Genomic DNA, 14,404 nt, shown 5'->3' on the forward strand with positions numbered 1-14,404 from the left:
GGGTTAACTTGCACAAAAATGTGATTTTTAAACCAAACGATCATGATCAACTGGATTACTGCCAAAGAATACGAAGATATCACCTACAAAAAATGCAATGGCGTGGCTCGAATCGCCTTCAATCGCCCTGAAGTCCGAAATGCCTTTCGTCCAAAAACCACTGCCGAACTTTATGATGCCTTTTACGATGCGCAAGAAGATACTTCTATCGGAGTGATTTTGCTGTCCGGGGAAGGACCATCTCCGAAAGATGGTGGATGGGCTTTTTGCTCGGGAGGTGATCAGCGTGCAAGAGGTCATCAAGGCTACGTGGGTGAGGATGGATACCATCGCTTGAATATCCTAGAGGTGCAGCGTCTGATTCGCTTTATGCCAAAGGTCGTGATCGCGGTGGTTCCGGGTTGGGCAGTGGGAGGAGGGCACAGTTTGCATGTGGTGTGTGACCTGACTTTGGCGAGCAAGGAGCATGCGATTTTCAAGCAGACCGATGCTGATGTGACAAGCTTTGACGGGGGGTATGGTTCGGCTTATTTGGCCAAAATGGTCGGACAGAAAAAGGCGAGAGAGATCTTCTTTTTAGGTCGAAATTATTCCGCTCAGGATGCGCTTGATATGGGTATGGTCAATGCCGTGATCCCTCATGTCGAATTGGAAGATACGGCCTATGAATGGGCTCAGGAGATTCTCGCCAAGTCACCGACTTCGATCAAGATGTTGAAGTTCGCGATGAACCTAACCGACGACGGAATGGTCGGTCAGCAGGTCTTCGCAGGCGAGGCAACGCGTCTGGCTTACATGACCGAAGAAGCAAAAGAAGGGCGTAATGCATTTCTTGAAAAGCGGAAGCCCAATTTTAAGGATATCAAGTGGATACCGTAATTTAATTCAAGTAAAAAAAGAGGCTGAATTCGAAAAATTCAGCCTTTTTTTTATTTATTGACCCTCTTTTCTGACAGTAGGATTTTGCTCAAGTTTCACCCAAAAACCTTCCTCAAAATATACTCAATGGCCCTTGCCGCGAGCCTTGCCGTCGCATTGTCCTGATCATATTTAGGGTTGAGTTCGACCACATCCAAGCTGATCAATTTTTTGCTTTTGGCGATCAGTTCAAAGACCTTGAAAGCAATCTGAGGATTAAAACCCATGGGTGAGGGAGCCGATACTCCTGGAGCGAAAGCGGAGGAAAATCCATCCAGATCAATGCTCAGATACACCTTGTTGACGGAGTCCAAAAACCAAATGATTTGTTCCTCGATGTACTCCCAATTGTTGAGTCGGAAGTCCTCCATGACCAGGTATCGCGCGTTGAGTTTTTCGGCTGTTTGGAAAAGTGATTTGGGGTTGGCTGCCCGTTGAATTCCCAAGGCCAAGTAATGGAAATTGTCCGGAAATTCTTGGGCCAACTGAAGGAAAGGCGAACCAGAGTGGGCTTTTCCATCTGCCAAGGGTCTCAGGTCAAAGTGTGCATCCAAATTGATGATCCCCAGTTTTTCACCTTTTTCAGAAATGTATTGCTGCACTCCTCGGCCGTGGGCATAGGCTAAGTCATGACCGCCTCCAATCAGGACAGGGAAGTGGTGGCTTTTAAGCAGATCAAGGGTGATTTGAGAGATAGCCACATGTGAGGCCTCCAAATCTTGATTAATGGTGAAAATATCTCCGTAATCCAGAAGCGGTAGATTTTCGGGAAGATGATAGGCCACCGAACCCAGCATTTTACGGATAGCGGCAGGACCTTCTAAGGTTCCGAGACGGCCTTGATTTCGGATCACACCTTCTTCACCTGCATAGCCAAGTATTCCCACTTTCTTTCCCGTGGTTTGAACAAGGTTCAAGTTGGAGATGGTTTGTACCGCTTGATGCCAATAGTCGAGTTGATCGGATTTTCGACCGGACCAATGATAGGGAGAAGGGTTTTGGTGAAGGTTCATAGGGCTTCGATTTGAGTCTTTTGGTTTTTACTCTAACTTAGGGAAACTTGTTTGTTAATTTTGTATACTACAGTATAAAAGCCATGAAGCCTTACCGAATTCCTGAGAAAGAGAATATTGATGTCTCGGCATTTCGAGAGCCTGATGCCACTTTTTCCGGATATACCTATGCAGATTATTTGAACTGGGATTTCGAAGAAATAGTGGAGTTGATCAAAGGGAAAATGTTTGCCAAAGCTGCTGCTCCGAGTAGAAGACATCAAGCCGTGTCTGGGAATGTATTTTCACTTTTTCACACATTTTTGAAAGGACACCCTTGTAAGGTTTATTCTGCCCCTTTTGATGTCAGATTTTCAAAAGATCCGGATTTTAAAATCATTGATTCGGTAGTTCAGCCAGATATTTCAGTGATCTGTGATCAGTCCAAATTGGATGAAAAAGGCTGTTTAGGTGCCCCGGACTTGATTGTGGAAATCCTTTCTCCGAGCAATAGTCAGGTAGAACTTCAAAACAAATATGAGCTCTATCAGGAGTTTGGAGTGAAGGAATATTGGATTATTCACCCTGTAGAAAATACCCTTCAGATCAATATTTTGGTGAATGGGGTCTATCAGCCTTCGCGCCTTTTTACAACTGGTCAAAAAGTAACCTCCACCGTACTTCCCGGATTTGAATTGGCTTTGGAGGAGGTTTTTGAGGAAAGTTGAAAGAACTTTTCCAAAGTTCAAAACTTTGGAAAAATTTTAGGTAACTAAACCGGTTTGAAGATTTTAGATCTCTATTTCTCTCGAGCCAAGGTCTCTTGAGCTATGATGAATAGTCAAAATATCAATCTGAGTTTCATGGATTACTTTGTATATGATAATGTATGACCCAACCACCAGTTGCCGGATATCTTTAAGATTGAAAAATGTAACTATTTGGCCAGAATAAGGGTATCTCTTAAGAATTTGGGTTCTTTCTTTGATTCTTTGAACTTGAATTTTCGCATATTTTTTTGAATCCCTACTGATGTATAGGGCGATTTCTTTCAAATTTGAAACACCTTGATCAGTCCATTTTATTTGAACTATTTTTCTATTTCACTGTCTAGTTCTTTTTCAGAAATGACTTTTCCCTCTTCTGAGTCTTTTAGCCCTTTTTCAATCTTTTGAATTAGGATTAACTGGTCAACTAATTCGTCTAAAGTGAATTCTTCTGGTAGTTTTTCAAGTTGTTTGACAACCTTGGCTTTCGTCAGCATAGAATTGATATTTAATCAAATATATCGATTTAAACTTTTTGATTTTGTTTCCTCAGAAATCCAAATTGAAAAGTAGCTCCTCATCCACTAATTCCGGAACTGTCACTTTCAATCCCGGAGTCCTGTCCATTTCCCGCCGAATCGCTTCCATCGAACCCGAATTTCTCGCCCAAGCTCTTCGGGCTATCCCATTATTAACATCGTAGAAAAGCATGTTTTTGAGTCTTCTCTCCGCTTCTTGACTTCCGTCCAAAACCAGCCCAAATCCACCATTGATCACTTCACCCCAACCGACTCCGCCACCATTGTGAATGGATACCCAAGTCGCTCCACGGAAACTGTCTCCAATCACATTGTGGATGGCCATATCGGCAGTAAACCGGCTCCCATCGTAGATGTTACTCGTTTCCCGATAAGGGGAATCGGTTCCGCTCACGTCATGATGATCTCTGCCCAAGACAATCGGGGCTGAGATTTCACCGGATACAATGGCTTGATTGAAAGCATCTGCGATTTTTGCCCTTCCCTCTGCATCAGCATAGAGGATTCGAGCTTTTGAACCCACCACCAATTTGTTTTTCTCAGCTTCCTCAATCCAGGTGAGGTTATCCTCCATTTGTTGAGAAATGGATGCAGGGGCATTTATCATTAGTTCCTTCAATACCGAAGCAGCAATCTGATCGGTTTTTCGTAGATCCTCGGCTTTTCCGGAAGTACATACCCATCGGAATGGCCCGAATCCGTAATCAAAGCACATCGGCCCCAAAATGTCCTGCACATAGCTTGGGTAACGGAAATCAATTCCGTTTTCGGCCATAACCTCAGCACCGGCCCTTGAGGCTTCGAGCAAAAAGGCATTTCCATAATCAAAAAAGTAAGTTCCTTTGGCTGCGTGCCGATTGATTGCGGAGGCTTGTCTGCGTAGGGATTCTTGAACTCTTTCTTTGAAGGCTCCCGGATTTTCCGCCATCAGTTGATTAGATTCTTCAAAAGAAAGCCCAACGGGATAGTATCCACCTGCCCAAGGATTATGCAAAGAAGTTTGATCTGACCCGAGTTCAATAAGAATATCTTCCGAATCAAATCGCTCCCAAACCTCTACTACATTGCCCAAGAAGGCAATGGAAACCACTTCTTCTTGAGCTTTTGCTTGCTTTACCCTTTCAACCAATTGATCCAAGTCTTCGATCAATTCATCTACCCAACCTTGTTCGAAGCGTTTTCGGGCAGCAGCGGGATTGACCTCCGCACATATGGTCACACAACCCGCAATATTCCCTGCCTTGGGCTGTGCGCCACTCATTCCACCCAGTCCGGCTGTGAGGAAAAGCTTCCCTTTGGAAGATTGACCGGGTCCCAATTTTTTGCGAAAAGCATTCATGACGGTAATGGTGGTGCCGTGGACGATTCCCTGAGGACCGATATACATGTATGAACCCGCCGTCATCTGACCATATTGGGTGACGCCGAGGGCGTTGAATCGCTCCCAATCATCGGGTTTGGAGTAATTTGGGATCATCATGCCATTGGTGACGATGACTCGTGGTGCCTCTGGAGAAGAGGGAAAAAGCCCCATAGGGTGGCCAGAATACATGTGAAGCGTTTGCTCGTCGGTCATTTCCGCGAGGTATTTCATGGTCAGGAGATACTGCGCCCAATTTTGAAAAACGGCTCCGTTTCCTCCGTAAGTGATCAGTTCCTCGGGATGTTGTGCAACAGCAGGATCAAGGTTGTTTTGGATCATCAGCATAATCGCTGCGGCCTGTTTGGATTTGGCAGGATATTCCGAGATAGTTCTCGCATACATCTCATAATCCGGCATGAAGCGATACATGTAGATGCGGCCGTATGCCTTCAGTTCGTCTAAAAATTCAATAGCCAATTCGGAATGCCATTTTCTTGGAAAATAGCGTAAGGCATTCATTAGAGCCAGTTTTTTCTCTTCTGGAGTAAGAATATCCTTCCGCTTTGGTGCATGCGAAATAGCAGGATTCCTTCCCTTCTTGGGAGGTAAAACTGCAGGGATTCCTTGTATAATTTGATCTTGAAAAGACATGGTATTTACGATTTTTGAATTACGATTAACGACATTCTTGCGGTTCTTTACCCAAGAAAAGAAAGTAATATGCTGTTATTATTCTCATCGGACATCGGTCATCCGACACCGGACATCAAAGCTTAACAACCTCCTTGCTCCCTTTCTTCCACACTTCCACCGGCTTCATCTTCCCCTGCTGGTATAAAATCTCCCGATAATCCGAAGTTGGAAAAAGGATAAAATCAGCCAATTGACCAGTGCTTAATTTTCCTCGATCATTCAATCCCAAGGCAGCCGCTGCTCGGAAAGTAATTCCTGCCAAGACCTCTGCGGTGCTGAGTTTTTCGAATGTGGCCAAAATGGAAGACTGCGCCAGCAAGTCTCCCATCGGGGCCGAACCCGGGTTCCAGTCGGAGGCTATGGTCAATGCAGCACCTTGGTCTAGTAGTTTTCGGGCGGGAGTAAAGGCACAACCTAATCCAATGGAAGCACCTGGAAGAGCGACAGCAATGGTGTTTGATTGGGCTAAAAGTTTGATTTCTTCGTCTCCGGAGGCTTCCAAGTGATCAGCCGACCGAGCACCAAATTCAACGGCAACTTTTGATCCACCTTTTGAAAATTGATCTGCATGAACTGTAAGGTCAAAGCCTAGCTCTTTTGCATGTTGGAAATAGGGGGCGATTTCTTCAGGGGAAAAAGCGCTTTTCTCCACGAAGGCATCAATTCGGTTGGTCAGCTTTTCTTTTTTCAGAATGGGGAAAAGCTCGTTTGAAATCATTGACAAATACTCCGAATTCGAACTTGAAAAATCCTTTGGCTTCATGTGCGCAGCGAGGCAGGTAGAGACCAAATCGGCTGAAGTGGATCGATTTGCCTCTTGAATCGCCCGAAGCATTTTCAGTTCTTCCTCGATAGAAAGTCCATACCCACTTTTCACTTCGATGGTTGTCACTCCTTCGGAAAGGTGTCGATTGGCATGATTAGCAGTAATTTTAGCCAATTCGGATGGGCTGAGTTTTCGGGTTTGGGTCACCGTATCCCAGATTCCACCTCCGGCTTGGGCGATCTCGAGGTAGGTTTTTCCCGCATTTCGCATCGCAAAATCCTTGGCTCTCGATCCTCCAAAGCAGATGTGGGTGTGGCAATCTACCATTCCGGGTAGGACCACAAAATCGCCTTTTAACTCAAAAATCTCAGCTTCTGGAAATGCTTTGAAAAGGCTTTCCCACTTCCCAACCTGAAGGATTTTTTCTCCCTCGATCAGGATACCTGCCTGCTCGATAATCTCCAATTGATCGTCTATCAAAGCTCCATTGACCGGGAGGTGGTCCAAGGTCAAAACTTGGGAAATTGGGCCGATTAGTTTTAGCTTTTTCATGTTTTTTTGTTTCCCACAGATTTTCTCAGAAAAAATCACAGATAGCCACTGATTTAAAATCCGTGAAGATCTGTGGCTTTTTCTGTGTGAATCTGTGGGGGATTTTAATAGTTAAAAATCTCACTCCACTCCGTTTCGAAAGCCAATCCTTCCTGATCGGCCACCTTTTTGGCTAGACTTACCAACTCTCCGCTTTTCACCAACTCAATGGCTGTCTCCATATCTTCGTACAAGATCCGATCAGAAACCACCGGATCAATAGCCTTTCTCACTCGCTCGTAAATAGCTGTCATGATTTTTCCGGACTTCAATGGTGCGTGGTAGTCCATGGCCTGTGCCGCATAGAATAACTCGATTCCAAGGATTTTTTCCACGTTTTCGATTACTCGAAGTGCCTTTCTGGCACTGATACTTCCCATGCTGACATGATCTTCCTGACCCAATGAAGTGGGAATAGAATCAGCCGAAGCAGGAAAGCAAAGACCTTTATTCTCTGAAGCCAAAGCCGCTGTGGTGTACTGAGGGATCATCAATCCAGAGTTCAGGCCGGTTTCTTTGAGCAAAAGTTTGGGAACTCCCGGGGTATCCCCTTCGATGGAGAGATAGATTCGACGGTCTGCAATATTCCCGATTTCCGAAGCCGCAAGAGTTGCATAGTCCAAGGGTAATGCAATGGGCTGTCCGTGAAAGTGGCCTCCGGAAATAGTGTGCGTTTCATCAAAAACCACCGGATTGTCTGTCACCGAATTGATTTCAATTTCAAGTGTTTCCTTCAGATGAAGGTATGCATTCCAACTTGCCCCGTGTACCTGTGGCATGCATCGAAGGGAATAAGGATCCTGAACCCGCGCACAATGCAGATGCGAGGCAACGATTTCTGAGTCTTTCAATAGATTCAGGATGGTCTGTGCCACGTGTTTGTTGCCTGAATAGGGCCGGAGTTGATGGAGTTCGGGAGAAAAGGGTTTGACCGAACCCATCAACCCCTCAATCATCATGGCGCCCGTGATGTTGGCATGTGTGAGGAGATTGTGCAGTCGCTCTACTACTTTTACTCCATGAGCAGCCATGAATTGGGTTCCGTTTATTAAAGCCAAACCTTCCTTGGGTCCAAGGTGGAGTGGTTTTTTGTCGAATTGAGCCAAGACCGTGTCCATCCGTTCCAATTTTTCATTGAAAAAGACTTTACCCAAACCGATCAAGGGCAAAAATAAATGGGAAAGAGGAGCCAAATCTCCAGATGCTCCCACGGAGCCCTGAATGGGAACTACCGGAATGATGTCATTCTCCAGCATCCATATAATCCGCTCGACAGTTTCTATACGGATTCCAGAAAACCCCTGTGCCAAGGCATGGATTTTCAGTACCAACATCAGTTTCGAAATTTCCAGATCTACGGGTTCCCCGACTCCGACCGCATGGCTTTTCAGGAGATTTTCCTGAAGGGTTTTAGTGTCTGCTGCCGAGATTTTGGTGGTGCAAAGCGGACCAAAGCCTGTATTGATTCCATAGACGATGGCTTCGCCTTGGGCGATTTTTTCTACAGCCTGGGCGGAATCTTTGATTTTTTGTAAAGTTTCATGACTCAGGATGCCTTTGATCTCTTTTCTTGCCAATCCAAGTGCGAGTGAAGCGGTGAGCGTGTCTTGTCCGTAGTGGAAGGTTTTCATGGGTATTGTAACCTTTGGGGTTTTTAAAACCCCGAAGGTTTTGATTTAATGTTCAAAATCTTAATTATGGAAACCTTCGAGGTCTTTAAGACCTCAAAGGTTGTGTAAAATTACCCCTTTGGTTTGATGCTTTTTGATACTATTATTGTCAATAAATGATAACTACAAGGTATTAATGGAACTGAGACATCTGAGTTATTTCCAAGCAGTGGCAGAGGAATTGAACTATCGGAAAGCAGCCGAGCGGTTGTTTATCTCTCAACCCGGGCTAAGTCGGCAGATCAAGCAGTTGGAGGAAGAGTTGGGCGTGCAGCTATTTGAGCGGGATAAAAAACATGTGGAATTGACTGTTGCAGGGGCTTATCTGAAAGAAGAAGTGGATTTTGTCCTGAATCATTTGGAAAGCACGAAGCAGCAGTTGTTGGAAATTGCTGAGGGCAGAGAAGGAGAGTTGCGAATCGGATTTTTGGGTTCGGCTTCCAATCAGGTGCTCCCTGATTTATTGAAAAAACTCAGCCTGAATTTTCCAAAAATCACTACAAGCCTGGAAGAACTGAGCAATCAGACCCAAGTAGAGATGATCCAAAAGGATAAGTTGGACTTGGGCTTTGTGCGATTGGCATCGGTGCCGGAGGACTTGGAGATGAAACCGGTTTTTCGGGATACGTTTTCTTTGGTGGTTCCCGCAGATCATCCCATTCAGTCCAAGGATTTCAAAAGTGTAGGCCAATTTGCCACTGAGCCGTTTATCCTTTTTTCGTCCGATTACTCCAATTATTACTACGAGCAGATCATGGGGATTTGTCGGGATGCGGGATTTATGCCGAAGATCAAACACAAATCCGTGCATGCTTTGACCATTTTCCGATTGGTGGAAAATGGATTGGGAATTGCCATTGTACCCACGTCCTTAAAAGAAGGATATGAGTTGAAGGTTCGTTTTATGGAGATTCCGGAAATCTCCCAGTTTACGGAACTGTCAGTGATTTGGAAGCCAGAAAATCGTAATCCGGTTTTGGGAAAGGTATTCTCTTTATTCAGTTGATTTTCCAACCAATTTTTGAGATTTCATTTCGGTTTAATCTTTCAATTATTCAATTTCCCAATCTTTAAATCCTTAAGGATTCTCCTATTTTCAATCCAAAATTAAATGCCGTCCAAATGTCGGGTCAATTCCGCCCTCGTTTCGGCCTTTCAAAAAATCTAATCTGAGATCTTGCCATGGTTAAATCAAACTCACAATTCACAATGAAGCAACCAGAATTGGGCAAGAAAATCTCAGAACTGAGAAAAGCCAAAGGGCTCACGCAAGAGGAACTCGTCGAAAAATGCAACCTGAATGTCCGCACCATTCAGCGGATCGAAGCAGGAGAAGTGACTCCGAGAAGTTACACGGTCAAGGCGCTCTTTGAGGCTTTGGATTATCAATGGGAAGAAATCAGAACCGGATTTGCGGATGAGGAAAAGAAAATCCCGGGATATCTTTATCTGGCGTTTGCAGCTGGAGTACTTTATTTTTTCCTCGCCTTTTTTGAGATCGGTTGGGAATATGAATGGATAGAGCAGGGAAATGTTGAAAACCCATCTGCCTTTGCTTGGATCAAGGTCGGCACCTTTTTGACCTATATCGCCTTTTTGGGCGGTTGGATTGCCTTGATGAAGTTTTTTCCCAACCCATTTCTGAAGATTGCCCTCTGGGTGATGATGGGAATGAATGTGATTTGGTATCCGGTGGATCTATTTGCGCTTTTTTCAGATGGCTTGGACATCCAAGATTATTACTTGGTGAAGTTGAGTTCTTTTGGATTCGGCTATGCACTGATGGGGGCGGGCTACTTGATGTACAAAAAATTGTGGTCTCATATTCCGCAAGTTATCGGTGCCTTGGGAGTCATCGCAGGGATTTTGGTTTTCTCCGGAATCGGCGTGATTTTCGGCTTAATTCCGCTGACTTTATTCGAGATCGGTCAGTTGGGATTGATGATTTGGGCTATCAACAACCTCGGGAGAAGCAGTTCTCCCGATAGTTTTTAAAGTTTTCTGACCATGAAGAGAATTAAGATTCTGATTTTTTCAAAGGGCTCCGAGATTCCAAAAATTCTCTAATCCTCAACTCCGCTTTTTCTTGATTGCCCAAACGAGGTCAAAGCAAGTTTTTTTATTCTGATCTTTTCTCGTCTTTTGGATAGCTGTCATTGAAACATGCCTTATTTCAGAGTTTCACCTATAAAAAGAAGAAAAAGGTATGGCAAACCATTATTCTAATCCAATGTAATTACCAGATTTGGATTTGCTTTTTTAAGCTCATTTACATCGGTTGAGTCTACCTTGTTTCCAAAAAGCGCTAAATACTTCAGGTTTTTTAGTTCTTTGAGTTTGCCAATCTCTTTCGAAATGGCCAGTTTATTCATTGCCAAGTTCAAACTGTCGAGATGCTGAAGTTGACCAAAATTGTCGGGCAGTTCTTTTAAATCAAGGCCGACCAGTCCGAGATTTTGAAGATTCGTCAGCGCTCCAAGTTCTTTTGGTAATTTTCGAAAGGGAGGAACTTCAGTCATTTGCTCCAGCTCGCTCGCTGGGGGATAAACAGCCCAGCCTCCCGTGCTGTCCTTGGTGATGTACAAGGACTTTGCCTTTTTCAATTTGCCAATTTCGCTGGGTACACTGTCAAGATTAAATTGACTCAGGTAGATCACTGCAATTTCTTTGTTGGCAAAGCTGTCAAACAGCTCCGTTTCCTTTTCAGTAGTGGTGCAGCCAATCACTAAGACCGTCAGTGCTATAATTAAGTGTCTCATTTTTCTTGAATTGCTCTTTTAATGTGCGTTTTCACCTGCTTCAGGATCTCCGCATTTTTCGGACTGGAAGATTCTATTTCCAGGATTTTGGGTTTAAGACTTGGCTCGTAAAAGTTAGTCAGGGCTTTTTCCAATTCCTCCTGATTTTTTATCAACTGGTATTCAAAACCAAACTCTGCCGCTAAATGGAATGCATTGAGTTTTTGTCTGGTTTCAAAAAACTCTTCCAATTCCGGCTGCTTGGCTGGGCCTTCGATCAGTCGGAATATTCCCCCGGCATGATTGTTCAGCATCACGATTCGCAGGTTAGGCATAGCGTAGTTGTGCCAAAAGGCATTTCTGTCGTAGAAAAACGCCATATCTCCCGTGATCAAGGTTACCGGTTCTTTGGTGGTAAACGTGCATCCCACAGCCGTACTGTTGCTCCCGTCTATGCCGCTCGTACCTCGGTTGCAGATGATCTCCTGATTTCGTTTCCCGAGAAAATTCACATAGCGCACCGCCATGGAATTGGCCAAGTGAATTTTGGAAAAGGGAGGAATTTTTTTCAATAGCGTGTGCAAAACTGAATATTCTCCAAATTCCACCGATTCAAAAGCTGGCGGTAAAGCGGCCTGAACTTTTTTCTCCAAACTCATCCATGCTTTCGCAAATTCACTTTCCTGAGTAGGTAGGTTTTGGGCAAGCCAAGTGAAAAAGCCTAAGGGAGAACAAGCCAAAATCCGGGTCAAGTGCTGAAAGGTGTCTTTGGCCTGACCATCGGGCTGAATATGCCAATGGGATATTGCCTGCTTTCTGAGAAATTGCTTTAATGACTTCGAAATCAGCGATTTGCCAAATGAAATCACCAGATCCGGCGCCAATTCCCCGGGAAGATTTTCATTACCCAACCAATGATCATGAAGGCAAATGCTCTGCTCACCCTGAAGATTGGAAATGGTATCGGCCACGACCACCACGTTTTGGTTTTTGGAAAGCTGATCCAGTAAGGATTGAAGTGACGGATTCGGTTTTTGCTGACCAGGGATGATCATCAAGCGCTTCACCTCCTGAAGGCGGTTTTTGATGTGCTTCAGACTTTCCTCACTCAGTTGGGGCTGGCTGGTAACTGTGGTAAACTCTCGGGGTATTTCAGGGTATTCAAATTTTTCACCCTCGATAGGATAAAATGGCTCCCGAAGCGGAATATTGATGTGAACAGGTCCAGCAGGAAATTGCCTGCTTAAGTTGATGGCTTCATTGACTATTCTGCCGGCATGCCAAACCTGGTCCTTTTGTTCAAAGGAATCCGGAAACCGGAAGGTCTTCTTGACATGTTTGCCGTAAACTTCCTCCTGAAAAATCGTTTGCCCATCCCACTGATCGATCCACTCAGCTGGTCGATCCGCAGTCAAAACCAATAAAGGAATCTGCTGAAAGAATGCCTCTGAAACCGCAGGAAAGTAATTCAAAGCCGCCGAACCAGAAGTACAAACCAACACCACGGGCTGACCCAATTGCTGGGCCATGCCCAAGGCTATAAACCCCGCAGATCGCTCGTCGGAAATGGTCCGGGAGTGAATCTCGGGATGCCGGACAAAAGCCAAAGTCAAGGGCGCACAGCGTGAACCCGGGGAAAGGATGGCGTTTTGAATTCCTTTTTTGGCACAGATGGCCACCAGATCGAGAATGGGCTGAATGATCAAGCGATTGGGTTTTTGATGAATTTGCCGATGATTTCACACTTCATTTCGGTCTCTTCCCATTCTTTTTCCGGATCGGAATCCTCTGTGACTCCCGCACCGGCGAAGAGAATCACTTCATTTTCCTGGAAATTTGCCGTGCGTAGGTTGACATAAATCGAGGTTTCTGATTCGATATTGACAGGTCCCAGGAATCCTGCAAAAAAGCTTCTGTCAAAGCTTTCATGTTCTTGTAAAAATTCATGGGCCTCTTTTCTGGGCATTCCGCAAACCGCCGAGGTCGGGTGTAATAAGTCGAGCATGACCGACCCCAATTGAGGAAATCCGGTGGCTTTCATATTCACTTTAAAATCCGACCTGAGATGAAGCAGATTTCCGGCCATGACTGTTTTTGGCCCATGTTCTTCATATTCCCTGAGTCGTATTTTCTTAAAGCAATCGACAATGTAGCGGCTGACCAAGGCTTGTTCCTCTATTTCTTTTTGGGTCCAGGCGGCTGACTTCATGGGATTCTCTCCTTTTGCAGGTTGGGTACCGGCAAGGGCCATGGTGTAAAAAAAGTCTCCTTTGGTTTCGATCAGTACTTCCGGAGTCGCTCCCATCCAAGTACCTACCTGTGGGATATGGAAGAAGTTGACAAAGGAATTGGGGTAAGAATGGAGGAGGGTCAAGAAAGTTCTGGCCAAGTCAAATCCTTCAGGCAGGGCTACTTTTTTGGTCCGGGCGGGAACAATTTTTTCCAATTCCCCACGGGAAATGGCATCAATTCCGAGATTGACCAGTTGTAAAAACGCCTCTTTTTCGGTTCCATGTACTGGATTGCTTTTGTCCAATACGGACTTCTGACGCAACAGACTTTCAATCTTCTGAGAATTATTTTGATCAGAATTCAGACTTGATTGGATCCAAATCGGAAGGTCTTCCGAATAAAGTGGCTCAGCTAAATTGAACTTGAAGTATTGACTAGCTCGAATGAAGAAAGCTTTTTTGTCCTCCTGATCTGCGAAAGGATGAACCACGAATCCTTGAGGCAACTCTTCCAAGTTTAGGCCTAACCGAAGTGCGGAATAAGAATCGTCTAAGATAAATTCTAAGGTTTGTGTCTTAGGTTTTCGCCATAGGGCAAAAGAACCACCTGAATTCAATCCATTTAGCAAAAGCAGGTTAACAGCTTCCTCTTGGGCAATCGAAGTAATTGTCTCCGTTAAATTCATTTTTTATCCAAAATCGCCATGGTAATCCGGCTGATGCAGCACAGTTGGTCGGCTTCGTTGTAAATTTTTATTTCCCACACCTGGGTGGATTTACCCAAATGCACCGGTTTGGCAATGCCTCTTACCTTTCCTTCCCTGACTGCTTTGAGATGGTTTGCGTTGATTTCCAAGCCTACACAAACTTGCTTTTCCAAATCCAAGGTCAAAGAAGAGGATACACTTCCCAAGGTCTCTGCCAATGCCACACTGGCACCTCCGTGTAACAAGCCATAGGGTTGGATGGTTCGATGATCTACCGGCATTGTTGCCTCCAGGAAATCGTCCCCGATAGCAGTATACTGGATGCCCAAGTGGTCCACCATGGATTGACGTCTTGGTGTATTCAGTTGCTCTAAGGTGGGTTTGGTAACAAAAACCATTAAAATCTGGGCTAAATGAAGTTTATTTGGG

At 44.8% G+C, this 14,404-nt stretch carries 14 protein-coding genes; 4 read left to right on the top strand and 10 right to left on the bottom strand.

The features are described 5' to 3' along the window. The first annotated feature begins 42 nt into the window (after positions 1-42). Complete coding sequence (locus CLV31_RS13180; protein ID WP_111393366.1) at positions 43-879, top strand: 1,4-dihydroxy-2-naphthoyl-CoA synthase; 837 nt, start codon at positions 43-45, stop codon at positions 877-879. A gap of 95 nt (positions 880-974) precedes the next feature. On the opposite strand, the gene hutG is transcribed toward CLV31_RS13180, so the two are convergent. Then, the gene (gene hutG / locus CLV31_RS13185) at positions 975-1,931 is read right to left on the bottom strand and encodes a formimidoylglutamase (protein WP_111393367.1); all 957 of its coding nucleotides are present in this window, start codon (positions 1,929-1,931) and stop codon (positions 975-977) included. Positions 1,932-2,014: 83 nt separating this feature from the next. On the opposite strand from hutG, the gene CLV31_RS13190 reads away from it, so the two are divergent. Continuing rightward, complete coding sequence (locus CLV31_RS13190; RefSeq protein WP_111393368.1) at positions 2,015-2,638, top strand: Uma2 family endonuclease; 624 nt, start codon at positions 2,015-2,017, stop codon at positions 2,636-2,638. Positions 2,639-2,701: 63 nt separating this feature from the next. Here the strand turns inward: CLV31_RS13190 and CLV31_RS22265 are convergent, their stop codons facing one another. The 5 genes from CLV31_RS22265 to hutH all read right to left on the bottom strand — a co-directional run bounded on the left by CLV31_RS22265 (position 2,702) and on the right by hutH (position 8,260). Continuing rightward, positions 2,702-3,004, bottom strand: a complete 303-nt coding sequence (locus CLV31_RS22265; protein WP_111393369.1) for a type II toxin-antitoxin system RelE/ParE family toxin — start codon at positions 3,002-3,004, stop codon at positions 2,702-2,704. Then, positions 3,001-3,174: a hypothetical protein gene (locus tag CLV31_RS21865; protein ID WP_181452632.1), complete on the bottom strand. Its 174-nt coding sequence runs from the start codon at positions 3,172-3,174 to the stop codon at positions 3,001-3,003. Before CLV31_RS21865 ends, CLV31_RS22265 begins: the two co-directional genes overlap by 4 nt. Before the next feature lie 52 nt (positions 3,175-3,226). Next, on the bottom strand, positions 3,227-5,230 hold the full coding sequence (locus CLV31_RS13200) for a urocanate hydratase (RefSeq protein ID WP_111393370.1): 2,004 nt from the start codon (positions 5,228-5,230) through the stop codon (positions 3,227-3,229). Positions 5,231-5,345: 115 nt separating this feature from the next. After that, positions 5,346-6,590 carry an imidazolonepropionase gene (gene hutI / locus CLV31_RS13205; RefSeq protein WP_111393371.1) on the bottom strand — a complete coding sequence of 415 codons (1,245 nt, stop codon included), beginning with the start codon at positions 6,588-6,590 and terminating at the stop codon, positions 5,346-5,348. Between the two features lie 104 nt (positions 6,591-6,694). Then, the gene (gene hutH, locus CLV31_RS13210) at positions 6,695-8,260 is read right to left on the bottom strand and encodes a histidine ammonia-lyase (protein ID WP_111393372.1); all 1,566 of its coding nucleotides are present in this window, start codon (positions 8,258-8,260) and stop codon (positions 6,695-6,697) included. 175 nt (positions 8,261-8,435) lie between these two features. On the opposite strand from hutH, the gene CLV31_RS13215 reads away from it, so the two are divergent. Together CLV31_RS13215 and CLV31_RS13220 are read left to right on the top strand one after the other, a co-directional pair. Beyond that, positions 8,436-9,305 (top strand): LysR family transcriptional regulator, encoded by an 870-nt coding sequence (locus CLV31_RS13215; protein WP_111393373.1) that lies wholly within the window; start codon positions 8,436-8,438, stop codon positions 9,303-9,305. A 203-nt stretch (positions 9,306-9,508) separates the two neighbouring features. Continuing rightward, positions 9,509-10,294, top strand: a complete 786-nt coding sequence (locus tag CLV31_RS13220; RefSeq protein ID WP_181452633.1) for a helix-turn-helix transcriptional regulator — start codon at positions 9,509-9,511, stop codon at positions 10,292-10,294. 227 nt (positions 10,295-10,521) lie between these two features. On the opposite strand, the gene CLV31_RS13225 is transcribed toward CLV31_RS13220, so the two are convergent. From CLV31_RS13225 to CLV31_RS13240, 4 genes are read right to left on the bottom strand one after another with little or no spacing between them, the layout of a single operon-like run. Then, positions 10,522-11,058: a leucine-rich repeat domain-containing protein gene (locus CLV31_RS13225; RefSeq protein WP_111393375.1), complete on the bottom strand. Its 537-nt coding sequence runs from the start codon at positions 11,056-11,058 to the stop codon at positions 10,522-10,524. Then, positions 11,055-12,743 (bottom strand): 2-succinyl-5-enolpyruvyl-6-hydroxy-3-cyclohexene-1-carboxylic-acid synthase, encoded by a 1,689-nt coding sequence (gene menD, locus CLV31_RS13230; RefSeq protein WP_111393376.1) that lies wholly within the window; start codon positions 12,741-12,743, stop codon positions 11,055-11,057. Before menD ends, CLV31_RS13225 begins: the two co-directional genes overlap by 4 nt. Then, positions 12,740-13,954: a chorismate-binding protein gene (locus CLV31_RS13235; protein WP_111393377.1), complete on the bottom strand. Its 1,215-nt coding sequence runs from the start codon at positions 13,952-13,954 to the stop codon at positions 12,740-12,742. Before CLV31_RS13235 ends, menD begins: the two co-directional genes overlap by 4 nt. After that, entirely contained in the window at positions 13,951-14,373 is a 423-nt protein-coding gene (locus CLV31_RS13240) for a hotdog fold thioesterase (RefSeq protein WP_111393378.1), read from the bottom strand. The genes CLV31_RS13235 and CLV31_RS13240 overlap by 4 nt, the downstream gene beginning before the upstream one ends. Between the last annotated feature and the right edge of the window lie 31 nt (positions 14,374-14,404).

It is taken from the genome of Algoriphagus aquaeductus (assembly GCF_003253485.1).
GTDB lineage: Bacteria > Bacteroidota > Bacteroidia > Cytophagales > Cyclobacteriaceae > Algoriphagus > Algoriphagus aquaeductus.

Coding starts and splice junctions, on each gene's coding strand:
- CLV31_RS13235 (WP_111393377.1), bottom strand. CDS start 13,954: ATGAATTTAACGGAGACAATTACTTCGATTGCCCAAGAGGAAGCTGTT.
- CLV31_RS13220 (WP_181452633.1), top strand. CDS start 9,509: ATGAAGCAACCAGAATTGGGCAAGAAAATCTCAGAACTGAGAAAAGCC.
- hutG (WP_111393367.1), bottom strand. CDS start 1,931: ATGAACCTTCACCAAAACCCTTCTCCCTATCATTGGTCCGGTCGAAAA.
- hutH (WP_111393372.1), bottom strand. CDS start 8,260: ATGAAAACCTTCCACTACGGACAAGACACGCTCACCGCTTCACTCGCA.
- CLV31_RS21865 (WP_181452632.1), bottom strand. CDS start 3,174: ATGCTGACGAAAGCCAAGGTTGTCAAACAACTTGAAAAACTACCAGAA.
- CLV31_RS13180 (WP_111393366.1), top strand. CDS start 43: ATGATCAACTGGATTACTGCCAAAGAATACGAAGATATCACCTACAAA.
- CLV31_RS13225 (WP_111393375.1), bottom strand. CDS start 11,058: ATGAGACACTTAATTATAGCACTGACGGTCTTAGTGATTGGCTGCACC.
- CLV31_RS13215 (WP_111393373.1), top strand. CDS start 8,436: ATGGAACTGAGACATCTGAGTTATTTCCAAGCAGTGGCAGAGGAATTG.
- CLV31_RS13240 (WP_111393378.1), bottom strand. CDS start 14,373: ATGGTTTTTGTTACCAAACCCACCTTAGAGCAACTGAATACACCAAGA.
- CLV31_RS13200 (WP_111393370.1), bottom strand. CDS start 5,230: ATGTCTTTTCAAGATCAAATTATACAAGGAATCCCTGCAGTTTTACCT.
- hutI (WP_111393371.1), bottom strand. CDS start 6,590: ATGAAAAAGCTAAAACTAATCGGCCCAATTTCCCAAGTTTTGACCTTG.
- CLV31_RS13190 (WP_111393368.1), top strand. CDS start 2,015: ATGAAGCCTTACCGAATTCCTGAGAAAGAGAATATTGATGTCTCGGCA.